This window comes from Pseudomonas sp. MF6776 (assembly GCF_016613125.1).
GTDB classification, from domain to species: domain Bacteria; phylum Pseudomonadota; class Gammaproteobacteria; order Pseudomonadales; family Pseudomonadaceae; genus Aquipseudomonas; species Aquipseudomonas iridis.
The window spans coordinates 186282-211334 of the sequence record NZ_JAENSQ010000011.1; the positions used below are offsets into that span (position 1 = coordinate 186282).

The 25053-nt window shown below is 59.8% G+C and carries 18 protein-coding genes and 1 pseudogene; 3 read left to right on the forward strand and 16 right to left on the reverse strand.

The genetic code is table 11. The annotated features are described in order from the left end of the window. Positions 1–14 precede the first annotated feature (14 nt). Genes JJD74_RS15305 through msbA form a run of 3 tightly spaced genes read right to left on the reverse strand, consistent with a single transcriptional unit; the run spans position 15 to position 4130 of the window. Positions 15–1415, reverse strand: coding sequence for a PIG-L deacetylase family protein (locus tag JJD74_RS15305; RefSeq protein WP_200615151.1), 1401 nt, complete (start codon positions 1413–1415; stop codon positions 15–17). Positions 1416–1419: 4 nt separating this feature from the next. Then, on the reverse strand, positions 1420–2316 hold the full coding sequence (locus tag JJD74_RS15310; RefSeq protein WP_047299462.1) for a GNAT family N-acetyltransferase: 897 nt from the start codon (positions 2314–2316) through the stop codon (positions 1420–1422). Next, a complete protein-coding gene (gene msbA / locus JJD74_RS15315; RefSeq protein WP_200615160.1) occupies positions 2310–4130 on the reverse strand; it encodes a lipid A export permease/ATP-binding protein MsbA in 1821 nt (606 codons plus the stop codon). The genes JJD74_RS15310 and msbA overlap by 7 nt, the downstream gene beginning before the upstream one ends. A gap of 124 nt (positions 4131–4254) precedes the next feature. Here msbA and JJD74_RS15320 point away from each other — a divergent pair, with 124 nt between their 5' ends. Continuing rightward, positions 4255–4908: a lipopolysaccharide kinase InaA family protein gene (locus JJD74_RS15320; protein WP_200615162.1), complete on the forward strand. Its 654-nt coding sequence runs from the start codon at positions 4255–4257 to the stop codon at positions 4906–4908. A 3-nt stretch (positions 4909–4911) separates the two neighbouring features. On the opposite strand, the gene JJD74_RS15325 is transcribed toward JJD74_RS15320, so the two are convergent. The 12 genes from JJD74_RS15325 to JJD74_RS15380 form a co-directional block, all read right to left on the reverse strand. Continuing rightward, a complete protein-coding gene (locus JJD74_RS15325) occupies positions 4912–6351 on the reverse strand; it encodes a hypothetical protein (protein WP_325166995.1) in 1440 nt (479 codons plus the stop codon). 74 nt (positions 6352–6425) lie between these two features. Further along, on the reverse strand, positions 6426–7334 hold the full coding sequence (locus JJD74_RS15330; RefSeq protein ID WP_042557332.1) for a glycosyltransferase family 2 protein: 909 nt from the start codon (positions 7332–7334) through the stop codon (positions 6426–6428). Beyond that, positions 7327–9081 (reverse strand): carbamoyltransferase family protein, encoded by a 1755-nt coding sequence (locus JJD74_RS15335; protein WP_042557331.1) that lies wholly within the window; start codon positions 9079–9081, stop codon positions 7327–7329. The genes JJD74_RS15330 and JJD74_RS15335 overlap by 8 nt, the downstream gene beginning before the upstream one ends. 346 nt (positions 9082–9427) lie before the next feature. Beyond that, positions 9428–10876: a lipopolysaccharide kinase InaA family protein gene (locus JJD74_RS15340; RefSeq protein ID WP_200615168.1), complete on the reverse strand. Its 1449-nt coding sequence runs from the start codon at positions 10874–10876 to the stop codon at positions 9428–9430. Further along, entirely contained in the window at positions 10876–11628 is a 753-nt protein-coding gene (locus JJD74_RS15345) for a lipopolysaccharide kinase InaA family protein (RefSeq protein WP_042557329.1), read from the reverse strand. Before JJD74_RS15345 ends, JJD74_RS15340 begins: the two co-directional genes overlap by 1 nt. After that, positions 11625–12359: a lipopolysaccharide kinase InaA family protein gene (locus JJD74_RS15350; protein WP_042557328.1), complete on the reverse strand. Its 735-nt coding sequence runs from the start codon at positions 12357–12359 to the stop codon at positions 11625–11627. Before JJD74_RS15350 ends, JJD74_RS15345 begins: the two co-directional genes overlap by 4 nt. Further along, on the reverse strand, positions 12359–13165 hold the full coding sequence (gene rfaP, locus JJD74_RS15355) for a lipopolysaccharide core heptose(I) kinase RfaP (protein ID WP_200615170.1): 807 nt from the start codon (positions 13163–13165) through the stop codon (positions 12359–12361). The genes JJD74_RS15350 and rfaP overlap by 1 nt, the downstream gene beginning before the upstream one ends. Continuing rightward, on the reverse strand, positions 13166–14287 hold the full coding sequence (locus JJD74_RS15360) for a glycosyltransferase family 4 protein (protein WP_200615172.1): 1122 nt from the start codon (positions 14285–14287) through the stop codon (positions 13166–13168). Beyond that, a complete protein-coding gene (waaC, locus tag JJD74_RS15365; protein ID WP_047299457.1) occupies positions 14287–15348 on the reverse strand; it encodes a lipopolysaccharide heptosyltransferase I in 1062 nt (353 codons plus the stop codon). The genes JJD74_RS15360 and waaC overlap by 1 nt, the downstream gene beginning before the upstream one ends. A gap of 1 nt (position 15349) precedes the next feature. After that, entirely contained in the window at positions 15350–16384 is a 1035-nt protein-coding gene (waaF, locus tag JJD74_RS15370) for a lipopolysaccharide heptosyltransferase II (RefSeq protein WP_042557324.1), read from the reverse strand. Positions 16385–16845: 461 nt separating this feature from the next. Beyond that, positions 16846–19785 (reverse strand): bifunctional [glutamate--ammonia ligase]-adenylyl-L-tyrosine phosphorylase/[glutamate--ammonia-ligase] adenylyltransferase, encoded by a 2940-nt coding sequence (gene glnE, locus JJD74_RS15375; protein WP_200615181.1) that lies wholly within the window; start codon positions 19783–19785, stop codon positions 16846–16848. After that, positions 19782–19979, reverse strand: coding sequence for a hypothetical protein (locus JJD74_RS15380; RefSeq protein WP_150596034.1), 198 nt, complete (start codon positions 19977–19979; stop codon positions 19782–19784). Before JJD74_RS15380 ends, glnE begins: the two co-directional genes overlap by 4 nt. A 190-nt stretch (positions 19980–20169) precedes the next feature. Between JJD74_RS15380 and aceE the strand changes: the two genes are divergently transcribed. Beyond that, positions 20170–22815 carry a pyruvate dehydrogenase (acetyl-transferring), homodimeric type gene (gene aceE, locus JJD74_RS15385; protein ID WP_042557322.1) on the forward strand — a complete coding sequence of 882 codons (2646 nt, stop codon included), beginning with the start codon at positions 20170–20172 and terminating at the stop codon, positions 22813–22815. Positions 22816–22826: 11 nt separating this feature from the next. Continuing rightward, positions 22827–24797, forward strand: coding sequence for a dihydrolipoyllysine-residue acetyltransferase (gene aceF, locus JJD74_RS15390; RefSeq protein WP_200615189.1), 1971 nt, complete (start codon positions 22827–22829; stop codon positions 24795–24797). A gap of 137 nt (positions 24798–24934) precedes the next feature. Here the strand turns inward: aceF and JJD74_RS15395 are convergent. Then, positions 24935–25053, reverse strand: a pseudogene (locus JJD74_RS15395) (IS30 family transposase); the annotation flags it as partial.

The window sequence follows — 25053 nt, forward strand, 5'->3', positions numbered from 1 at the left end:
AAGCGCCGTCCGCCTCAATCTGAAAGGTCGCGCACCCAGAACAATTCGTGGCGCCGGACAGCCTTGCGGAAAAATTCGTTACTGCCCGTTACAGGCCAGCGGCGCCCGGCCAGAGCCTGCTGGATCCAGCGGCGCAATTGGCGCTTGCACACTTGCCCGCCCTGCAAGTCATGCTCCATCGCCAGTGCCATGGCCTTGTCCAGCTGCGTATCCGCCGACAGCAACGGGCTCCACAAGCGGTCAGCCGGCAACGGCTCGATCGCAGGCGGCAAGGCGATACCGGCACCGGCAGGCCCCATCGGCCAGCGGTCGTTGTCATGCAGGTGATTGGCGTACATCAGGAACGTCGTCGGCTTCCAGTTGCTCAGGGCAATGGCTTCAAGCAGCGCTTGAGTGGAGGCGACGTGATCGCTGTGGGGATCGAGCTCAGGATGCGGCGTGACCAGCACCTCGGGACGATAGTGTTCCAGCAGTTTCGCCAGGTCACCGACCAGATTCTGCCAAGTCGGTTGCCCGTCGATGTCGGCGGGCAAGGCCAGAGGATTATGCCGGCGCACGCTGCGCACATCGCTTTCCTGCGACTCTCGGGAGCCGAACGCCTTGCCCGGTTCTGCAGCCATCGCAGGCAATTGCAGGCAGTAATAACCCAGTTGCACGCAACGCTCGGCGGGCACCCCGCCCCACTGCGGAATCGCCAGACTGTCCCAACTGCGCAAACGCCCCTTCAACCGGGCAGCCGCAGCTTGATCCAGACCCAGGCGCTGGAAATCTTCAGCCTCGATCTCGCCTTGGGTCAGAGTGACGATGCTGACGTCCTCGCAGCGGCTATACAGGCCGAACGCTGCCAACTCGGCATCATCGGCATGGGGCGCGATGACCATCACACGCTGGCGGCTGTAGTCAGGGCTGGCCATGATCCACAATGTGCCGGCGGTACCCGCTGCACAATAGCGGCCGCGCAGGGTCAGTGATCCCTGCTGCAATGCCTTGGCTTGACCGGACAGATTCAGAAAACGCCGCCCGCTGACCCCGCGCTCAAAATCCTGGCGATCATCGCCGACCTGAACGTAAGGATCGAGCCAGCGCCCCAGCCAGCCAGCCTTCAATTCAAGTTCGAGAACAAGCGTCTCGCCTGCTGCCAACGGCTCGCTCAGACGCACAACACCAGCGCTCAGGCTCACCGCCTGACGCGCCGTGTCTGCAGGAAACGCGTATTGATAATCGTCAGAGGGCCGATAGAACAAATGATCGGCAAACCACGCCTCGTGGGCGATCCAGGCCAGCACCAGCAACAGCGGCACCAGCCACCACGCGATGAGCAACCCGATCACAAGCAGCGCGACCAGAAAGGCTACGAGGAACATGCGCTTGTTACGTCGATGGGCCTTGAGAAGCTGTTGCTTGCGAGCGCTCATGAATTCAGACCTTGTAGACCGGCACCGTGTGGCACCAGCGATCCTTGTACTCACGGTCGGCACGACCGAATGAATAACGCAGAGGCTTGCCCAGCGCCTGCGCATCTGCCCAGGCCTGCTGGGTGTTGACGAAGCTCAGGACGCTGCCCGGGCTGAACTCGCGGCTCTGCGGGTCGACGCCACCATTGACGTATTCAAGCGACACCCACTCGGGCGCCTCGACGCGATACAAAACCTGAATGGCCACGGGGGCCGATTCGAGCATGACCACCGAGCCGGTCATGAATTCGCGCAACAGTGTGAAGACCTCGACCAGCCCGGCCTTGCCCGGCACTTCAAAGCCCCAGCGACGCTGAAACAGATCGCCGTAAGCGGCGGCCTGCTCTTGCGGGGTAAATCCGGACATCGGCACCAGCGAGCCACCCGCCTCTTCCAGCAAGCGCTGCTCGCGACGCTGGTTGTAGCGAAATTTCTTCGAATACTCTTCAGGCAACCGGGCAAGGGCCAGGCCCTCCGGCTGCGCTTTCAAGGTGCTGATCTGCTCGGCATTCAGCTGGGAAACATAGGCCATGCGCTGGCGGACCGGCACGACGATATCGGGTGCGATCGGCAGGATGATTTCTGCATTGCCCATGTCCAGCAAGCCGCGCTTGCCCTCACGCTTGAGCACTTCCTTGGACAAGGCGACGTGACGCCCCCAGCAAGGAATGGCGGCAAGCACCTCACCGCCAACGATCCAGCCCAGGTAACGCAACTCGATGCCAACGAAGGCCGAAAGCCGTTCGACCACCTCGGGATGTGTCGCGAAACTGCCACCGAAACGCTGCCAGGCACCCGCGTACGCATCCCGGTCGATTTCAGTCCAGCCGCGCTCACGAAAGCTGCGAAACATTGTCAGCATACGTTGGTCACGTGGGCCGGCTGAGGTTCGTCACCCTCTTCAAACTCTTTGGCATGCAGACGCGAGTAGTAGCCGTTCTGCTCGAGCAACTGCGCGTGAGTGCCACGCTCGACGATGCGGCCTTCATCCATGACCAGAATCAGGTCGGCCTTCTCGATGGTGCTCAAACGGTGAGCGATGACCAGCGTCGTGCGGTTCTGCACCACATGATCCAGTGCTGCCTGAATGTGCCGTTCCGACTCCGTATCGAGAGCCGACGTGGCCTCGTCGAGAATCAGCAACGGTGCATCCTTGAGCAGGGCCCGGGCGATCGCGATGCGTTGGCGCTGGCCGCCGGACAGCAATACGCCGTTTTCGCCGACCATGGTCTCGTAACCCTCCGGCATCTTGACGATGAACTCGTCAGCATAAGCCTCGGTAGCCGCGCGTTTGACCTCTTCGAAAGGGGCGCCAGCCAGATCGCCGTAAGCGATGTTGTTGGTCACCGTATCGTTGAACAGCGTGACGGCCTGGGTAACCAGAGCGATCTGGCGACGCAGGCTGCGCAAGGTGAAATCCTGAACCTCTACCCCATCAAGCAGAATCTGACCCTGCTCATGCTGGTAGAAGCGCGGAATCAACCCGGCCAGCGTCGACTTGCCGCTGCCCGAACGCCCGACCAGAGCAACCATCTGCCCAGGCTCGACGACAAAGCTGATGTCGTTGAGCACCTTTTTGTCGGTGTCCGGGTACTGGAAGCTGAGATTGCGCACTTCCAGACGACCTTCAAGACGATCGCGCTCGACCGTGCCATGATCCACTTCCGCCGGCTCATCCAGTTGCTCGAAAATACTCTCGGCACCAGCCACGCCTTTCTGGATGGTCGAGCTGACTTCGGAGAGCTGGCGAATAGGCTTGGGCAACAAACCGGCCATGGTGATGTAGGCCACCAGATCGCCCGGCGATGCGTCACCGCGAAGATAAAGCACGAGGAACATGACCACCGCCATGGCGCTGTACGTCACCAGTTGCAGCATCGGTGTGTAAACCGCGCCGGTCTTGGTCATCGTCAGCTGCTTGTCGGTGTTGCTTTGGCTGGCGTCGCGAAAGCGGTCTTTTTCGTAGACTTCGCCACCAAAACTGCGCACAACGCGATAACCATGAATGGTCTCGGAGGCAACGTGCGTGACGTTGCCCATGGACACCTGGATCTTTTTGCTTTGCTTGCGAAATTTCTTGCTGGTGCTGTTCACCATAATGCCGATCACCGGCAGGATAGCGACCATCACCAGGGTGAGTTTCCAGTTCATCCACAACAGGGTGCAGAACAGGAAAATCACGGTCATGCCTTCACGGATGACCACTTTGATCGCATCCGTCGCCGCCCCCGTGACCATCGTCACGTTGAAGGTGATTCGGGAAATCAGATGACCGGAGTTGTTCTTGTCGAAGAAGCGGTTGGGTAAATCCAGCAACTTGTTGAACAGCACGACCCGCAAGTCATGCACCAGGCCCAGAGAAACCCGCGCCAGAAAAAAGTTGCCGAGAAAAGAACCCACACCCTGCAATACGGCGATGAACACAATCATCAGTGGTACGGTTTCGAGCAACTGCAACTTGCCCAGATAAGGGTTGCCCGGAAACAGACTGGCTTCAGGATTGGCCAGACCGTCGACAAAGTACTTGAGAATGTAAGCGAGCATTGGCTGGGTCGATGCGAAGAGCAGGAACCCGACGATGCTGAGAAGGAAGAGACCGGCGTAAGGCCGCACGTAAGCCAAAAGGCGGAAATAGATCGCCAGCGTTGACTGGGCTTTCGGTTCAGGACTGCTCATGGTGATCCGCACAATTCAGTGAGGCGCGGATGATATCACACGCGTTTTTCCCCCGATAAACATGACTTCACGCCAGCCTTGGAGCAAGTCGGTTAAGATACGCCGCTAATGATGGGAGCCAGATATGCAATCGATTGATCACAGCACTTACGAGGCACTGCGCGAAGGTGCACACGTACTGGAAGCCGACGACTCCGGCGACAAGGTGCTCAGATTGGCCGATGGACGCATGCTCAAACTGTTCCGTCGCAAGCGGCTGCTCAGCTCTGCGCTGTTCTACCCCTACGCGCAACGCTTTGCCGACAACACCCGGGCCCTTGAACAACGCGGCATCCTCTGCCCCAAAGTCATCGCGGTGTACCGCATCCCGAGCATCGAGCGTGACTGTGTGTATTACAGTCCGCTGGCGGGCAATACCGTGCGCCAGTTACAAGGCACCAGCGAAGAGACTGACTCACTGAGATTCCAACTGGGCGGGTACTTTGCTCAATTGCACGAGAAGGGTGTGTACTTTCGATCGCTGCACTTCGGCAACGTGGTGCTGACCCCCGACGGCCATCTGGGCCTGATCGACATCGCCGACCTGCGCTGCCAGAAGCGCTCGCTCAGCGACAGCAAACGCCTGCGCAATTTCGCTCACCTGCTGCGCTACAAGGAAGATCGGCAATGGTTGCTGGGCCAGGACGCCGGCGACACCTTTATCGAAGGTTACCGACAGGCCCTGCCGAGCAACCGGCAAGCGCCGCTGATCTCGCGCCTGCGCCCGCTGCTTGCTTGAACCCTAGCGACCAATCACCACAACGGTCGCGCCTTTGCGATTGGCGAAATGCTCAAGGATGCGCAGCTTGTGTGCTGCCAGCCACTCGTTCAGCCATGGCTCGTCACCCTTCGCCTCGATCACGAAATAGCGGTAGTCGCCAGCATGCGCTGGCGATATTGCCTCTTCCTGCGTCAGGACTGGCAACACGTAGCCGCGACCCGCGTAATAGCTGATCCGCCCATCCGAGAAGTAAGTCGGCGCGTCCGGTTCGACATGGGAGGACATCCAGCGGCCGGCCTCGATATAGTGGGTTTTCCCGGCCCCGGTGGAGATGACGTTCGAGAGCATCACCAGCAGCGCCAGCACCACCAGCCCCTTGCCCAGACGCGGAAATTCGCGAGCAAACGCTGCCAACCCCATCGCCAGCACAGGCACAAACAACAGATTCAGAAAACTCATGTAGCGCGCGTTCATGAACTGTTGCTTGATGAAAAACAGTACCAGTACCACCAGATAGAGCAACGCTGCCCAGGCGAAAGGACGATAGTCGCGCCAGTAGATGCTCAGTACGCCCCAGTTGCGCCGCAATATGAACGGGACGGCAAACGGCCCCATCAACTTGACGAAAGTAATCGTCATGGTCGCAAGGATGCCGAAGAAAATGATCCGGCCCGCTTCATCCTGGGAATACTTGTTGATGAGTGAATTGGCGAACTGATCGCAGAGCATCTGGAACGAGGCGAACACACCACGCGGCTCAATCATGTCCAGATACAGCACCACGCGCGCCGACATGAGCACACCTGTCACCGACACGACCAGCAACCCAAGAATCGGCAACAACGAAAACTGAAAGAACGACAGGCGTCGGCTCGACGACCATAGGCTGGGCAATTGCCACAGCGCCAACGCCGGCATCAACAACAGCGCCTCCAGCCGAAACAAGGCTGCCGCGACAATTGCCATATGAATGAATGCCGCACGCAACCAGCCTCCACGTGCCTGCCAGCGCAACGCGAGCCACAGCGCCAGTGTGCAAAAAAACCAGAAGCCGCACTCACGGATGATGTCATTTCGAAAGGCATTGACCGCCGGCATTGCCAGCATGACAAGACAGGCCCAACGGGTGATGTCGGGCGAACGCTGACGGACGCAGTCCACCATCAACGCGCTGGTGCCGGCAAAGAAGAGACCACACCAGAGGTAGGCGCTCAGTTCCAATGGCAACCGCAGGATGGAATGGGTAGCGGCAAGCAGAAGGGAAAACCACGGCCAGTCGAAGGAGGCCCAGGCGACATTGGGACCATGCTCGGTGACTTGTTGTGCGACATCGATGTAAAGCGCGGCATCACGCCCTACTGTCGCAGTCCCCATGACCGCTATCAGCGATAGCAGCAAACTGCCAAAAAATGCCAGCCATACCGGGTATTCGTCGATGATTCTGGAGACCTGAGTACCCACTTTCCCGCTCCTGCCTTTCACCCAGCCACCTCACCAACACTCATTACAAGGTACGCGCAGTCACGGCGGACCATTTATCGAAACAGCAAACGCAAAGCCTTGCGAGTGTAGGACCAGCGCGAAAACGTGCGCCAGTCTGCACGCAGTGCCTGAAAATAGAAGCCCTTGGCCAGGCTGTATTCGCCATGTGAGTAACAATCGCGAAACAGCGACAAGCAACGCTGTGCCAAAAAGGCCTGACGCAGGTCGTGCATCTCTTTTGGCATGCGTCGACTCGAAAACACCTCGCTGACGACCTGCTCCGTACCGGCAGCAAGGCTTTGGCGCAAATCGTGACGCATGCTGTCGGCGTGCTTGTAGATCAGCGCCAGAGGCTTGTCGAGAACGGTGCAAGGATAGCGCGCCAATACCTGGGCAAACACCGGCAGATCCTCAACGTTGCGCAAATGTTCCGGGTAATTGCCCGGAGCGAATACATCGCGATGCATTGCGCAGGCGCCGTTGGATATCGATACAGTCTTGTCCAGCAGGTAGCCCTGCAAACGCTGACGAGACGTCAACGGCAAAGGCTTGGCGCTCTGCAAGCTGCGCCTGCCGTCAGCAAATACTGACCAATGCGCGCCAATGATCATCAGAGTTTGCGGGTTGCTGGCAATGTGCTGCGAAATCGCGGCCAGTGCACCAGGTGCCATTTCGTCGTCGGAATCGAGAAAAACCAGATATTTCCCGGTCGTTTCTTCAAGCCCCAGATTGCGCACCGTAGACAACCCGCCATTGCTTTTGCGCAGCGCGCGAAAACGCCCGCCATGCTTGAGCAACAGCGATTCCACTACCTCAGGCGTCTCGTCCGTCGACCCATCGTCGATGACCAGCAAATCCGCCGTCGCTTCATCCAACTGCGCCAACACCGACTCCACTGCGCGGGGCAGGGTTCGCGCGTAGTTGTAAACGGGGATCACGACGCTGATCAGGGTTTCAGTCAATTGCGTATCCTTTTACACCCTCTTTAACGACCAGAATATCTTCCATGATCAGGTACTCCAGATCGGAGCCGAAAAACATGTTCAGCGCGTCAGTCGGCGAGCAGATCATCGGTTCGCCACGACGGTTGAGCGAAGTGTTCAGCGACACGCCGTTGCCAGTCAGGTTTTCCAGCGCTTTCATCATGTCATAGTAGCGCGGATTGTATTCGCGCTTGAGCACCTGGGCGCGAGACGTGCCATCTTCGTGGACAACTTCGGGCACACGGGTCTTCCACTCTTCAGATACCTCGAAGGTGAACGTCATGAACGGCGCCGGGTGATCGATCTTGATCATCTGTGGGGCGACAGTGTCGAGCATCGACGGGCAGAAAGGCCTCCAGCGCTCGCGGAACTTGATCTGGTGGTTGATCCGGTCAGCTACGCCGGCCACGCTTGGGCAGCCAATGATCGAACGACCGCCCAATGCGCGCGGACCGAACTCCATGCGACCCTGGAACCAGGCCACCGGATTGCCATCGACCATGATTTTGGCGATCTGCTCCGGCATGTTGTCGAGCTTGCGCCAGACAGGCTTGCTCTCGTGCCGGGCACACGCGGCGATCACATCTTCGTTGCTGTACGACGGGCCGAGGTAGACGTGTTCCATCTTCTCGACCGGAACGCCGCGAGCGTGTGACACATAGGCTGCTGCGCCAACCGCGGTGCCGGCATCGCCGGACGCCGGCTGCACGAACAGTTCCTTGATGTCATCGCGGGCGATGATTTTCTGGTTCAGCTTGACGTTCAACGCACAGCCGCCGGCGAAAGCCAGTTTGCCGGTCTCCTTGAGCACGTCGCCCAAGTAGTGGTCGATCATCTGCAACGCCAGTTTTTCGAACAGCGCTTGCATGCTCGCGGCGTAGTGGATGTAAGGTTCGTCAGCGATGTCGCCTTCGCGTTTCGGGCCCAGCCATTCGATCAGCTTCGGCGAAAAGTAGAAGCCTTTGCCCTTCTCTTTGTAGCGACGCAGGCCAATGACGTTGGCGTAGTCGGTGTTGATCACCAGTTCGCCATTTTCGAACGAGGCCAGACGCGAGAAATCGTATTTGCTGGCGTCACCGTAGGGCGCCATGCCCATGACCTTGAACTCACCGTCGAGCATCTCGAAACCGAGGAACTCGGTGATTGCGCCGTACAGGCCGCCGAGGGAGTCCGGGTCGAAGAATTCCTTGATCTTGTGGATCTTGCCGTTTTCGCCGTAACCGAAGAAGGTCGTGGCGTACTCACCCTTGCCGTCGATACCGAGTATCGCGGTTTTCTCTTTGAAACCGGAGCAATGGTAAGCGCTGGAAGCGTGGGCCAAATGGTGCTCAACCGGTTCGATCTTGATCTTTTTCGGATCAAAACCCAGTTGCTCGAGGCACCAGACGATCTTGTTGCGGTAGCGCTTGTAGCGACGATTGCCCATCAGGATCGCATCAAGCGCGCGGTCCGGGGCGTACCAGTAGCGCTTGGCATAGTGCCAGCGGGCCTTGCCGAACAGACTGATCGGCGCGAAAGGGATTGCCACTACGTCGACATCGGACGGCTTGATGCCGGCCTGTTCAAGACAGAACTTCGCCGACTCGTAGGGCATGCGGTTCTTTGCATGCTTATCGCGTACGAAGCGCTCTTCTTCAGCCGCCGCCACCAGCTTGCCGTCGATGTACAAGGCTGCTGAAGGATCGTGGCTAAGGGCGCCGGACAGGCCAAGAATCGTCAATGCCACAGGGGTCTAGCCTCTTTAGTCTGCGTGCAGGCGCGATGCGCCTTTTAAATTGATGTGTCCTCGCATAAGGCGATAGACAGCTAAAGAGCGGGATTATAGCGTAAACGTGACGGGAATTACCCTGTGCGAATTGCCCCGGGGTGAATGGTTTGCATATTCCTCGTCCGCTGACTCTATAACCGCCCACGCGTCGAAATTTTCGATGCGATCGTGCTGCGTTCTACTGATTTTCGTCCCGGGCTACCGATGGCAATCTCTGAAAATCAGCACCGAGGCCGTTGTGGGCACAGCTCATGGCTTGCGAAGAAACTGCAAGACACTTCAAAGCCCTTATCTCTCACCCGACTCAGACACCACTCGAAATATCTTTCGGCAATCGCTGATCGATCACTTGATATAACGCACTGCTCTCGGGCCAGTTACGCATGAATCGCGCCCGGTCCCGCGCATAGGCGGGGGCAAAGCTGCCCGGCGAGCCATGCTGACACATCGAGTCAAGATCGATCAGCGCCCAGCGATCGTTGTGCCAGAACAGGTTGTGGCCCTTGAAATCGCCATGACTGATGCGCTCGGCAATCAATCGGGCAAACAACCGATCCAGTGCCTGCAACTCCGATTCCGGTGCTTCGCCATTTTCAACGTACGGCGCAAAGCGCTCGATGATGTCCGGCCCCGGCAGGAACTCGGTCACCAGATAGGCACGGCTGCGCAACCACAGGAAGCGCTTTTCCAGCACCGCCAGAGGCTTGGGCGTGGCAATCCCGAGAAACGCCAGGCGATTGCCTTCGCGCCACGAATGCCAGGCACGACTCGGACGCCAGAACCGCTTGAGCCAATGCGCAAAATCCTTGATGTTGTAGCGCTTGATCACCAATTGGCGCGCCCCCACTTCGACCTTGCCGACGCTTGCCGCGCCGCCGGTCTTGTAGAGATGGCCGCGCTCAAGCAGCGCATCCGCCTGTTCAAGCACCGGAACCATGGCCGCTTCTTCCTCGCGACGAATCGCCTGCAGGCCAAACGCACCACGGCGGACGCTGAACAGGGTGCATTCGCGGCCGACCTTGATCAGGTAATCCTTCAGGCGCCAGCGGCGTACCTTGTCGATCTGCTTCTGCAAGGCTTCCAGCGGCAAAGCGTGCTCGCTGTTGCTCAGCAGGTAATACACCAGCAGCTCTTCGGTGAACGGCTCCAACGCCTTGGGCAACTGGGCGAAAAACACGCCGAGATTTTCCAGGACTTTTTCCCGCGACAACGGCTGACCGGCGGTTTCCACGCAAATGCCGGCACCGTCGATTAAGTACAACTGACCGCCGTGGCGCAGCAGATTGTCCAGGTGCAGGTCTTCCTGCCAAAGCCCTTTGCCGTGCAACTGGCCAATGGCGGCAAGCGCCTCGGCCAGCACCGCGGTTTGTTCATCCGCCAGCGGCGGCAGTGCCTCGACTTGCGCCCAGGCATCGCCAAGGCTTTGCGCGCCTTCCAGGAAGTCGAACAGCAGCCAGCCACCCTCACCGCTCAGGCCATCGGCCAGCAGCAGCGGTGTCGTCAGCCCTTGTGCGGCCAACAGGCGCACGCCTTCCAGTTCACGCTGAAAATGTCGAGCAGCCTTGCTGCCGACCAGCAATTTGGCCAATACCGGACGACCACGCCAAACGCCGGCACCGACGTAACGTTGCCCTGGCAACACGCGCAGCAGGCTCAGCAACTGCAAATCCGCAGCACCGGCCGCATCGGCCAGGGTGACTGTCAGCGGCAATTGCGGGGTACGCCCGACAGTGGCCAGCTCGGACAATTGCATCAGCGAGTCTCCTTGTGACTGCGGCGCGCAGTCAGCCGGGCGAGCCAGCTGTCGAGCAGCGAACTGTCCACAGGCTGATCGAGATAGGCCGACAGTAACTCGCGCAGTTGCGCCTCGTTCCACTGCGGTGCGCGGCGCTGCAGCGGCTCCAGATCCTTGATCCGGTCACGCATGCCGAACAACAACGGCCGGGTTTTCTCCAGGTCGATCAATTGCGCCTGATACCCGTCGCCACGGGCCTGAAGAAAAATGTGTTTGGGATAAAAACAGCCATGCACCTGACGCACGCCGTGCAACTGCCGCGCCAGCAACCCGCAGGCCTTGAGGATGGCCGACTGTTGCCCAGCGCTGAGCTGCGACCAGCGTGCAAGCAGCGACTCCAGGTCGCTCCAGCCATCCAGCGCACGCGTCAGCAGAATCGCGCGGACTTCGCCAGCGACTTTGCGCTCACCGAAAAACGCCGCTTGCAGCGCGGGTATACCGAGCTTGCGGTAGCGGCTGATATTACGAAATTCGCGGGCAAAACTTGGCTCGCCGAACGGCGCATGCAAGGTGCGGGTCAGGTAATTGCTCTGGCGCTTGAGGTAGAAACCCTGACCTTCGAGATCGAGACGGAACACGCTGCTCCAACCGCCACGGGCGGTATTGGGCTCGTCCACCGCCTCAAGCTGTTTGGCCCACAGGGCGTCAAAAGTGCCCAGGCCGTGGCGCTCAAGCAACGCACGGTCTTCATTGGCGAGAAAGTCAGTCATTCGCGTCCCTCGAAAAATCTCACCACGTGCCGAATCCGATTCTTGTCGGCAGTATTGAGCCGATCGCACTGGCGGTATTGCATATAAAAGCGCAGGCGTTGGGTATTGGACAGGTGATATTTGGCGAGCTTGTCGAGACAGGCCAGATCCTTGGTGATCCGATACTTGAGCCAGAAGCCGCGCCAGAATTCGCCATTGGGGCAATCAATAAGAAATATGCGCGCCTGATCGTCGATCAACAGGTTGCGCCATTTCAAATCGTTATGGGTAAAACGGTGATCATGCATCGTGCGCGTATAACCGGCCAACTGTTGGCTGACGGCGTCCACCCAGGCGCGATCCTTGAGCTTGGGATCCTTGCGCTCGGCGAGTGCGGCGAGGTCTTCGGTATTGGGCAGTTCGCGGGTGATCATCGCACCACGGTCGTAAGCCGCGCCGCGTCGCTCAAGCCCCCACGCCACCACTTCAGCGGTGGGAATGCCCCATTTGGCGAACCGTTTGAGGTTCTGCCATTCCATCTTCACGCGCGGTTTACCGAGGTAACGGCGCAGGCCCTTGCCTGCACCGACGTAGCGTTTGACGTAATAGTTGACGCCACCGCGCTGCACGCGAACCACTTCGGACAGCAGATCGCGCGTAAGCCGCTCGCCTTGCAGGGCAAATACGGCTTCCAGACTGCCGAAATCTTCGGCCAGATCGCTGTACGTCGGCTCAAGAGTCCAACCCGCCATCAGAGCGCATCCCCGTAACGCTGTTTACGTGCGTAGAGCTTGCTGGCTTTACCTTCCAGCCAGTTAAGCAGCGGCGCTTCTTGCGCCAGAATCTGCCGTAGCGGCTGCTGGAAATAGCCCTTGAGGAATCGCAGCTTGTCGCGACGGGTCAGGCCGATGTCCAGGGCGGAAAAGTACAGCGCCGCCAGATCCTTGTCGCGCCAGCGTTGCGTGATTCTGACGCGGGTCTGGGCGCGGTGCAGGTCGATCACCGAGAGTTTGAAATCATCCGCCGTCACCGGTTTGTCGGTGTGCAGCAGGAAGTGGCAGATGTAGCAGTCGCGGTGATTGACGCCCCCGCGGTGCATCATGCCGGTCATGCGCGCCACTTCGGCAATCAGCGCGTGCTTGAGTTTCGGCTGCGGTGGCTGCTTGAGCCAGTCGATGCTGAAGTCTTCGAGGCTGATGGTCGGCGCCAGTTCTTCGGTGACGATGAACGAATGCTGGTCGGCCGGGTTGCTGCCCTTTTCGCCATACGCCACGGCAGTCATGGTTGGCACGCCGACTTCCTGCAAGCGCTGGATGGCTTTCCACTCCTGACCCGCGCCGAGCACCGGCAGCTTGGCGGTCAGCAGGTTCTTGAAGATCTCACCCCAGCCGATGCCACGATGGATCTTCACAAAAAATCCATGGCCGTCGACTTCGGTGCGCAGCGTCCGGCGCGCTTCGAGCTCGCGGTACACCTCGCCCTGCAAGCCCTCGACTTCGGCGAACGGGTCGCGTCCGGCCCAGAGGCTCTTGAACGGTTCAGCCAGCATCAACTTCATTTAAGCGTGCTCCGCCAGAATCACATCCGCCGCGTGTTGCGGCATGCTGTAAAGGTCGGCCGTTTCGGCGAACGCCAGACCATTGCGGCTCAAGGCCGCGCGTGCAGCGTCGTCGTTCAACATATCGGTCAGGTATCGCGTCAGTTGCGCCTGATCGAACGGCTCGTCCAGCACTCGCCCGGCATCCGCCTCGGCAATGTAGTGGGCATAACCGCACACCGCGCTGACCAGCACAGGCAGGCCTGCAACCAACGCTTCGAGCAGCACTGTACCGGTATTTTCGTTGTACGCCGGGTGGATCAACAGATCGGCGCCGAGCAAGAACCGCGGAATATCGCTGCGGCCCTTGAGGAACGTCACGTTGTCGCCCAGGCCCAAAGTGGCGCTCTGCATCTGGAACAATTTGGGGTCATCCTGGCCGATTACAAACAGCCGGGTGCGTTTCTTCAGTTCGGCGGGCAATGCGGCCAGGGCTTTAAGACTGCGATCGACGCCTTTGGTCTTGAATCCGGAACCGATCTGCACCAGTAGCAGGTCGTCGTCCTTGAGCTTGAATTCCGTACGGAAACCGGCGCGAATCTCATCGGCATCCGCCGGGCGGCGACGATCCTGAGCAATGCCCGGCGGCAGCAAATGGAAGCGCTCGAGTGGCGTGTCGTAGTGCTTGATGAAGAGCGGCTGCTGCACTTCGGAAATCATCAGCACTTCGGTTTTCGCCTCTTTGGCGAACACCGCGCGCTCGTACTCGGCGAAGTGGCGATAGCGGCCCCAGCGACGGTACAGCGAATTGCGCAGGTTCTGCGCCTTGTCTTCGAAGCAACCGTCGGCGGCGTAATACACATCCAGACCGGGCATTTTGTTGAACCCGATCAGGCGATCCACCGGGCGCTTCGCCAGATCCGCTTCCATCCACGCACTGAGTTTTTCGTTGCGACGGTGATTGAAGAACGCCTTGACCGGCGCCACCAGCACTTCGAAACCGGGCGGCACGTCGCCTTCCCAGATCAGCGTGTAGACGCGGATCTGGTGGCCGCGCTTCTGGCATTCGAGGGCGATGCGCATGAAATCGCGCTGCAAGCCACCGAACGGGAAATATTTGTACAGGACGAATGCCAATTGCATCAGCGCAGCTCCTCAGCCATTAACAACGTGCTCAGTCGGCTGGCGACACGCTCGGGGTTCAGACGCGTAAAGCACAGAGGCTGTTCACGCTTCAGGTCAAACTGACGGGCATCCTGCTCGGTCGGTTGATAAGTGCATTTTTTCTGCAGGCACGGCGCGCATGGAAAGTCGCTGGCCATGTGAATCTGCAACTTGCCGTAGGCGCCGGTCAGGCCCGGGTTGGTCGGGCCGAACAGCGAGATGGTCGGCACGTCCAGCGCCGCCGCCAAGTGGCCGAGACCTGTGTCCACTGCCACACAGGCTTGTGCGCCGGCAAGGACTTTGCCGACACCGGCCAGATTCAGCTTCGGCAGGACTTCGGCGTGTTTGAAACCGGCGGCGATGCGCTCGGCGCGAGCCTTTTCCAGCGGGTTGCCCCATGGCAGTTTCACGCCAACGCCGAGATAACCGACACGCTCGGTCAGCTCCCGCCAGTAAGCTTCCGGCCAGTGCTTGGTGTCCCACGTCGTACCGTGGAGAAATACCACGAAGGCGTTCTTGCGCGGCAGCTCGACCAGACGCTCGACGTTGAGACCATAATCGCCCAGGCCTTTGGGCAGGTCATAACCGAGAGCGATGGCAAACAACTGACGCACGCGTTCAACGGCATGTTGACCGCGGGCCACGGCCAGTTTGCGATCATAGAATCGCGCAGCCATCGGCTCACGGGCCGAGCCTTTATCGAGACCGGCCACCGGTGCTTTGACGTAACGGGTCAGCCAGGCGCTTTTCAGCAAGCCCTGCGCGTCGATCACCAAATCGTATTTGTTCGCGCGCACGCTCTGCTTGAAGCGTTTCCACTCGCCGCTGGTGATGGTTTTCCAAAGACTTTTGCGCCAGCGACGGATCGCCACCGGAATCACTTTGTCAACGGCCGGGTGCCAGGTCGGAATCTCGGCAAAGCCTTCTTCCACCACCCAGTCGAACTTGATTCCGGGAATGGCCCGGGCCGCGTCGGTCAGCGCCGGCAACGCATGGATCACGTCGCCCAGCGATGAAGTCTTGATCAGCAATACCCGCAACTTAATGAACCTCGACCACAGAGCCGTGCAATTTCTGCAAGGCATCGTTGACCGCGTCCGGCATCAGCTGGCGCAGGCAGTTGTAATGGCCGAAACGGCAGGTTCGGTCGAAGCACGGGCTGCAATCGAGGCCCAAACGGACGATTTCGACGTGCTCGGCCAGCGGCGGGGTAAAGCCTGGGGAGGTCGAACCATAAACCGCCACCAACGGGCGGTTCAGCGCGGCGGCGACGTGCATCAGGCCGGAGTCATTGGAGACTACCGAGTCGGCGCAGGACAGCAGGTCGATGGCTTCGGCCAACGAGGTGCCACCGCTGAGATTCACCGCCTCTTCACGCAAGCCGGGAATCAGCCGCGCGCGGATGTCTTCGCCGACCGAGTGATCGTTTTTCGAACCGAACAGCCACACCTGCCAGCCTTCACGAATCCGCGCTTCGGCAACTTTGGCGTAATGCTCGGATGGCCAGCGCTTGGATTCGCCGAACTCGGCGCCTGGGCACAGAGCCAACACCGGGCGGTCGAGGCTCAAGCCAAACTTGGCCAGCGCCGCTTCGCGGGTGACCGGGTCGATTTGCAAGCTTGGGCGTGGATACGGTTTCGGCAGTTCGGCGTTCGGTTCATAGGCCAGGGCCATGAAACGCTCGATCATCAGCGGATAGCGCTCTTTATCAAGCGTGCGCACGTCGTTGAGCAGGCCATAACGGAACTCGCCGCGCCAGCCGGTGCGTTTCGGGATGCCGGCAAAGAATGGCACCAGCGCCGATTTCAGCGAGTTTGGCAGCAGGATCGCCTGGTCGTACTGGCCGCGCAGGGACTTACCGATCCGTCGACGGGTCGCCAATTCAAGCGCGCCGTGGCCGAGCGGAAAGCTCAAGGCCTTGCGTACTTCGGGCATGCGCTCAAGGATCGGACGGCTCCACTCGGGGGCCAGCACGTCGATTTCGCATTGCGGGTGGCGTTGCTTGAGACACTGAAACAGTGTCTGCGCCATCACCATGTCACCGACCCAACTGGGCCCAACGATCAGAATATTCATGTGGTTTCCAAAAACGAACCGGGGAGGCCAATGCCTCCCCGCCTCGAGAATTCTACAAACACTGTAGATCTACTGTGGGAGCGAGCTTGCTCGCGATGGGGGCGTCACATTCAACATTATTGTCGTCTGATACTCCGCTATCGCTGGCAAGCCAGCTCCCACAGGGTTTTGCATCCGTTCCAACATCCGCGATTCACCGCAGATCACTGTGGGAGCGAGCCTGCTCGCGATGGGGTCGTCACATTCAACATTATTGTCGTCTGATACTCCGCTATCGCTGGCAAGCCAGCTCCCACAGGGTTTTGCATCCGGTCACACATCTGCGATCCACCGCAGATCACTGTGGGAGCGAGCCTGCTCGCGAAAGGGCCGGCACATCCAGCATCAATGTCGCCTGACACTCCGTTTTCGCGAGCAGGCTCGCTCCCACATTTGAATCTCACAGCCCTCACTGGCCTTTTTCAGCTTAGCCCCAGCTCACGCCATATTCGCAAAACCTGTCGCCGTTCTTCAGCAAACTGGTCGCCTGCAATCACCCCGGCGTTCTTCTGCAAGGCCTGCCGGTGGGCGGCGGAGCGGTAGGCTTTATAGGCCTCACGCAACAGACTGGCATCTTCGGCAGGCATCAGCCCTTCGTGCTCCAGCTCTTCCAGAATGCGGATGTTATCGGTCCAGCGCAGCAATGGCGGGTGGCTTTGCGACCACGCAAGAGCCGCGTATTGCACCATAAATTCAATATCGACGATACCTCCGGCGTCCTGCTTGAGGTCGAACGGCGCCGTGGCCTCGAAGGCGTTCGCCGCGGTGCCGGCTGCGGTGCTCTTGCTGCCGAGGTTATCGCGCATCTTCGCGCGCATCTCGCTGACTTCCTGCTGCAGCTTGGCCAGGTCCCGGGTTTTACCCAGTACTTGGGCGCGAACCTTCTCGAAGGCCTGCCCGACATCCTGGCTGCCGACCAGCACCCGCGCCCGCACCAGCGCCTGATGCTCCCACGTCCAGGCTTCGTTTTCCTGATAGCGGGCGAACGCACCCAGCGAACTCACCAGCAACCCCGACGCACCGGACGGCCGCAAACGCATATCCACTTCATAAAGCTGACCGGAGTTGGTCTGCGCCGTCAGCAAGTGGATGATCCGCTGCCCCAGCCGCGTGAAGAATTGCGCGCCATCAATCGGTTTCGGGCCATCGGTTTCTGCCTGTGGATCGCCGTCGTGGATGAACACCAGATCGAGGTCCGAACCATGCCCCAATTCCAGGCCGCCGACTTTGCCGTAACCGACAATGATGAACCCGGGATCGCACAACGTGCCGTCGGTACGCAACGGCGTGCCGTACTTGGCCACGGTCTGGCGCCAGGCCAGCGCCAGCACTTGCGCAAGAATTGCCTCGGCCAGCCAGGTCAGATAATCGCTGACCTTCATCAGCGGCAAACTGCCGGCGATTTCCGACGCGGCGACGCGCAAGCGGTGCGCCAGTTTGAAATGGCGCAGGGCTTCCATCTGTTGTTCGAGGTCGTCTTCGGGAATCCGCGTCAGACGCTCGCGCAATTCAGCGGCAAGTTCCGGCGCCAATGGCGGCTTGAACAAGCGTCCTTCGTTGAGCAATTCATCGAGCAACAGCGGAAAGCGGGTGATCTGTTCGGCAATCCACGGACTTGCCGCACACAACGTCAACAAGCGACGCAGCGCACCGGGGTTTTCCGTCAGCAACACCAGGTACGCCGAGCGCCGCGCCACCGCTTCAACCAGTGGCAGCACACGCTCAAGCACCAGATCAGGGTTGTCATGCTCAACCGCTTGGGCGATCAGGCGCGGGATGAACAAATCCAGACGTTCGCGCCCCAGACGCTGCATCGCCCGCAATTGCGGACTGCCGCGCAGCCCGGCCAAGGCCTTCAGCGCTTTCGGTGCATCACTGAAACCGCCCTCCTCCAACTGACGGCAGGCAGCCTCTTCGTCCTGCGCCTCTTCCCACAACGGCAGCCATTCACCGCCAACCACCACTTCGCTTTCGGTGCCCTCTTCCTCATCAGGATCAGCGATCACCTGCGCGAAGTGCCAGGCCACCCGGCCGCGCCAGAACATCAGTTTTTCGTGGAAGGCTTCCCAGTCGGCAAACCCGAGCATGAATGCGATACGCGCCTGATCCTGAGCGCCATCCGGCAGCATCTGGGTCTGGCGGTCGGCAATCGCCTGGATCGCGTGCTCGGTGTAACGCAGAAACTCATACCCCTCGCGCAACTCGCTGATCACCGCGGGTGGCAGATAACCCTGACCTTCCAGCGTGCTCAACACCTTTAATAGAGGACGCTGTTGCAGACTCAGATCACGCCCGCCGTGGATCAGTTGAAAAGCCTGGGCGATGAACTCGACCTCGCGGATCCCACCCGAACCGAGCTTGATGTTGTCGGCCATGCCCTTGCGCCGGACTTCCTGCTGAATCAGCTGCTTCATGGTGCGCAGCGCTTCGATTGCCGAGAAGTCCAGATAACGCCGGTAAACAAACGGCCGCAGCATATCGAGCAACTGCGCACCCGCCACTTGATCGCCGGCCACCACGCGAGCCTTGATCATTGCGTAGCGTTCCCAGTCGCGACCCTGATCCTGGTAATACTGCTCCAGCGCATTGAAGCTCAGCACCAGCGCGCCCGATGAACCATATGGACGCAGACGCATGTCGACACGGAACACGAAACCATCGACGGTCATTGGGTCCAGCGCCTTGATCAGGCGCTGGCCCAGTCGGATGAAGAATTCCTGATTATCCAGCGCGCGCTTCACGCCAACGGTTTCGCCGCCCTCGGGGTAGGCGAAGATCAGGTCGATGTCCGAGGACAGGTTCAACTCAACAGCGCCGAGCTTGCCCATGCCAAGAATGACCATCTGCTGTGGCAAACCGCTGCGACGCCCGGTCGGCGTGCCGAACTGCTGACAATGGCGGCTGTACAACCATTGATAGGCTTGATCGATAGAGGCATCGGCCATGTCCGACAGATCACGGCAGGTCTGCACGAGATCGGCCTGGCGGGTCAGATCACGCCAGATAATCCGCACCTGATGGCGTGCGCGCTGACGGCGCAGGACGTGACCGAGTTCATCTTCGGTCTGGGCGGCCGCCACTGCAGCGGCTATTTGCGCGCACAATTCGCCGGGGGCAAACGGCCGGTCGAGCTCACCGGACTGCACCAGCGTCAGTAACATCAAAGGGTCACGAACGCTCTGTTCAATGACGAACTCGCTGGCGCCGCTGACGCGGGCAAATTGCGCCCAGCGTTCGGATGTCCAGTTCGAGAAGCCATGATCGTCTTCAAGCGCGGCGACGGCCGTACGGAACGACTGCTCGGATCGAGTGACCAACGGCAGGAGAATGGCGGGCAGTTCGGCAAGCACGGGCAGGGTCATGGTCTATCCTTGATCGGCGTGTAAATGGCCGCTTGTAGTGAACGGTGAAAACCCGCTACCTGAAAGACTGTCGAACAAAAGTTAGAAATAGCTGATATTTCTTTTTCTTTGGCAGCCAGCATCAAACTTTCACCTTTTTCGGATGGCAATCGACCAACCTTAACGATTATTCTCACAACGTAGTCGGAGGCCACAAGCCTTTCATCTGTAGTTTTACTACTCGTCTATACATTCGAAAGGCTGAAATGCCGGAAGATTTGTAGTAAAACTACACGCCGCCGGAACAACCTGTCGGCAATCCAAGAATTTTAAATCGTCTGCCCACAAGGCCAGTCGCAAACTCAGGCAACCGATTCTGGAAGCCTTTCCGCCCTGGAGCAAGCCATGCAAGACCTCGATCCCGTCGAAACCCAGGAATGGCTGGACGCCCTGGAATCGGTTCTCGACAAAGAAGGCGAAGACCGTGCTCACTATCTGATGACCCGTATGGGCGAACTCGCGACCCGCAGCGGCTCGCAGCTCCCTTACGCCATCACCACGCCTTACCGCAACACCATCCCCGTGACCCACGAAGCACGCATGCCTGGCGACCTGTTCATGGAACGCCGCATTCGCTCGTTGGTACGCTGGAACGCGATGGCCATGGTAATGCGTACGAACCTGAAAGATTCTGACCTGGGTGGTCACATCTCCAGCTTCGCTTCCAGTGCGACCCTGTATGACATCGGCTTCAACTACTTCTTCCAGGCCCCGACCGACGAACACGGCGGCGACCTGATCTACTTCCAGGGCCACACCTCGCCAGGCGTTTACGCCCGTGCATTCATGGAAGGCCGCATCACCGAAGACCAGATGAACAACTTCCGCCAGGAAGTAGACGGTCAGGGCCTGTCGTCCTACCCGCACCCTTGGCTGATGCCTGATTTCTGGCAGTTCCCGACCGTATCGATGGGTCTGGGTCCGATCCAGGCGATCTACCAGGCACGTTTCATGAAGTACCTGGAAGCTCGTGGCTTCATCCCGGAAGGCAAGCAAAAAGTCTGGTGCTTCCTGGGCGACGGCGAGTGCGACGAACCAGAATCCCTGGGCGCCATCTCCCTGGCTGGCCGCGAGAAGCTCGACAACCTGATCTTCGTCATCAACTGCAACCTGCAGCGCCTCGACGGCCCGGTTCGCGGTAACGGCAAGATCATCCAGGAACTCGAAGGCGTGTTCCGCGGTGCTCAGTGGAACGTGACCAAAGTCATCTGGGGCCGTTTCTGGGACCCACTGCTGGCCAAAGACGTCGACGGCATCCTGCAACGTCGCATGGATGAAGTCATCGACGGCGAGTACCAGAACTACAAAGCCAAAGACGGCGCGTTCGTGCGTGAACACTTCTTCAACTCGCCAGAACTCAAGGCGATGGTTGCCGATCTGTCCGACGACGAGATCTGGAAACTCAACCGTGGCGGCCACGACCCGTACAAGGTCTACGCGGCGTACCACGAAGCGGTCAACCACAAAGAACAACCAACCGTCATCCTGGCCAAGACCATCAAGGGTTATGGCACTGGTGCCGGCGAAGCGAAAAACACTGCGCACAACACCAAGAAAGTCGATGTCGACAGCCTGAAGTTGTTCCGCGATCGCTTCGACATCCCGGTCAAGGATGAAGAGCTGGAGAACCTGCCGTTCTTCAAGCCAGAGCCAAACAGCGCCGAAGCCCGCTACCTGAGCGAGCGCCGCACTGCACTGGGCGGTTTCGTGCCACAGCGCCGCGCCAAGTCCTTCGACATTCCTACACCGCCACTCGATACCCTCAAGGCTATCCTCGACGGCTCGGGCGACCGTGAAATCTCCACCACCATGGCTTTCGTGCGGATCCTCGCGCAACTGGTCAAGGACAAGGAAATCGGCTCGCGTATCGTGCCGATCATCCCGGACGAAGCCCGTACCTTTGGTATGGAAGGCATGTTCCGTCAGTTGGGCATCTACTCGTCCGTCGGCCAGCTCTACGAGCCAGTCGATAAAGACCAGGTGATGTTCTACAAGGAAGACAAAAAGGGCCAGATCCTCGAAGAAGGCATCAACGAAGCGGGCGCCATGAGCTCCTTCATCGCTGCCGGTACTTCGTACTCCAGCCACAACCAGCCAATGCTGCCGTTCTACATCTTCTACTCGATGTTCGGCTTCCAGCGTATTGGCGACCTGGCTTGGGCAGCAGGCGACAGCCGTACCCGTGGCTTCCTGATCGGCGGTACCGCGGGCCGGACCACCCTGAACGGTGAAGGCCTGCAACACGAAGACGGTCACAGCCACATCCTGGCTGCCACCATCCCGAACTGCCGCACCTTTGATCCAACCTACGGCTACGAGCTGGCGGTGATCATTCAGGACGGCATGAAGAAGATGACCGAAGAGCAGCAGGACGTTTTCTACTACATCACCGTGATGAACGAGTCCTACCAGCAACCCGCCATGCCGGCCGGTGCAGAGGAAGGCATCATCAAGGGCATGTACCTGCTCGAAGAAGACACCCGCGAAGCAGCACACCACGTACAGCTGATGGGCTCCGGCACCATCCTGCGCGAAGTGCGTGAAGCGGCGAAGATCCTGCGTGAACAGTTCAACATCGGCGCCGACGTGTGGAGCGTCACCAGCTTCAACGAACTGCGTCGCGACGGCCTGGCCGTAGAGCGCAGCAACCGTCTCAAGCCTGGCCAGAAGCCTCAGAAGAGCTACGTTGAAGAGTGCCTGAGCGGCCGTAAAGGTCCGGTCATTGCCTCTACCGACTACATGAAGCTGTTCGCCGAGCAGATCCGTCAGTGGGTACCGTCCAAGGAATTCAAGGTCCTGGGCACCGACGGTTTCGGCCGCAGCGACAGCCGCAAGAAACTGCGTCATTTCTTCGAAGTCGACCGTCATTTCGTGGTGTTGGCAGCCCTGGAAGCACTGGCTGACCGTGGTGATATCGAACCCAAGGTTGTGGCTGAAGCCATCACCAAGTTCGGCATCGACCCGGAAAAACGCAACCCACTGGACTGCTGAGGAGACATTTTGTGAGCGAACTCATTCGCGTACCTGACATCGGCAGCGGTGAAGGTGAAGTAATTGAACTGTTTGTGAAGGTCGGCGACCGTATCGAAGCCGACCAGAGCATCCTGACCCTGGAATCGGACAAGGCCAGCATGGAAGTGCCAGCCCCGAAAGCCGGCGTCATCAAGAGCCTGAAAGTGAAGCTGGGCGACCGTCTGAAAGAAGGCGACGAACTGCTGGAGCTGGAAGTCGAGGGCGCCGCTGAAGCGGCCCCCGCGCCTGCCGCGGCGCCTGCTGCAAAAGCTGAAGCCAAACCGGCTGCCGCTCCTGCTGCTGCCGCGCCAGCCGCTGCCCCTGCTGCCGCTTCGGTTCAGCAAGTGCACGTGCCGGACATCGGTTCGTCGGGCAAGGCGCAGATCATCGAGATCCAGGTCAAGGTCGGCGACACCGTCGAAGCTGATCAATCGCTGATCACCCTTGAATCCGACAAGGCGAGCATGGAAATCCCGTCGCCTGCCGCTGGCGTGGTCAAGGCCATCAGCGTCAAGCTCAACGACGAAGTGGGTACCGGCGACCTGATTCTGGATCTGGAAGTGGCGGGTGCTGCGGCCCCTGCTGCTGCCGCTCCGGCTCAGGCTGCTGCGCCAGCCGCTGCTGCTGCGCCTGCCCCGGCAGCCGCGCCAGCTGCACCGGTGGCTGACAGCGTTCAGGACATCCACGTTCCGGACATCGGTTCGGCCGGCAAGGCCAAGATCATCGAAGTGTTGGTCAAGGCTGGCGACACCGTCGAAGCTGATCAATCGCTGATCACTCTGGAATCCGACAAGGCGAGCATGGAAATCCCGTCGCCTGCCGCTGGCGTGGTCGAAAGCGTTTCCATCAAGCTGGATGACGAAGTCGGCACTGGCGACCTGATTCTGAAGCTGAAAGTCAAAGGCGCGGCACCTGCTGCTGCCCCGGCTCCAGCTGCCGCTGCAAGTGCTCCAGCACCTGCCGCTGCTGCCCCGGCTGCCGCTGCACCTGCACCTGCACCCGCTGCTGCCGCACCAGCCGCCGCCCCGGCCAAGCCGGGCGCGAAAGTTCACGCCGGCCCTGCCGTGCGTCAACTGGCCCGCGAATTCGGCGTTGAGCTGAACGCAGTCGGCGCCAGCGGTCCGCACGGTCGTATTCTGAAAGAAGACGTGCAGGTTTACGTCAAAGCGATGATGCAGAAGGCCAAGGAAGCACCGGCCGCTGCTGCTGGCGCTACCGGTGGTGCGGGCATCCCGCCGATTCCGGTTGTCGACTTCAGCCGTTTCGGCGAAATCGAAGAAGTGCCGATGACTCGCCTGATGCAAATCGGCGCGTCGAGCCTGCACCGCAGCTGGCTGAATATTCCGCACGTGACTCAGTTCGACTCGGCTGATATCACTGAGCTGGAAGCGTTCCGCGTCGCACAGAAAGCCGTTGCAGAGAAGGCCGGCGTCAAGCTGACCATCCTGCCGCTGCTGCTCAAGTCGTGCGCGCACATGCTCAAGGAGCTGCCGGACTTCAACAGTTCGCTGGCACCAAGCGGCAAGGCGATCATCCGCAAGAAGTACGTGAACATCGGCTTCGCCGTCGACACCCCGGATGGCCTGCTGGTACCGGTCATCAAGAACGTCGACCAGAAGAGCCTGTTGCAACTGGCAGCCGAAGCCGCTGCGCTGGCCGCCAAAGCCCGCGACAAGAAGCTTACCGCTGACGACATGCAAGGCGCCTGCTTCACCATTTCCAGCCTAGGCCACATTGGCGGCACCGGCTTCACGCCGATCGTCAACGCGCCGGAAGTGGCGATCCTCGGTGTTTCCAAGGCAACCATCCAGCCAGTCTGGGACGGCAAAGCCTTCCAGCCGAAACTGATGCTGCCGCTGTCGCTGTCCTATGATCACCGTGTGATCAACGGCGCCGCTGCTGCACGCTTCACCCAGCGTCTGGGCAGCCTGCTGGCGGACATCCGCACCATCCTGCTGTAATCCAGGCGGCCCTCCGGCGACGGAGGGCCGCTTGTGCACACATTTTCGAGCGCCACACGCTCGTACCTCAACCCCGCCAATTGGCGGGGCTTTTTTTGCCTGAAATAAACCAAGCTTCGTGTTTTTCCTACCTGAATTCAACACATAAGTGCAACGCTCACCCCTGTATGCACTTCGTACGGCGTCTTCCAGCCCAAGCGCTTGCGCGGGCGTAGATTGATCCTCGCTACTGTCCGATTGACGGCTTCGACGGTCA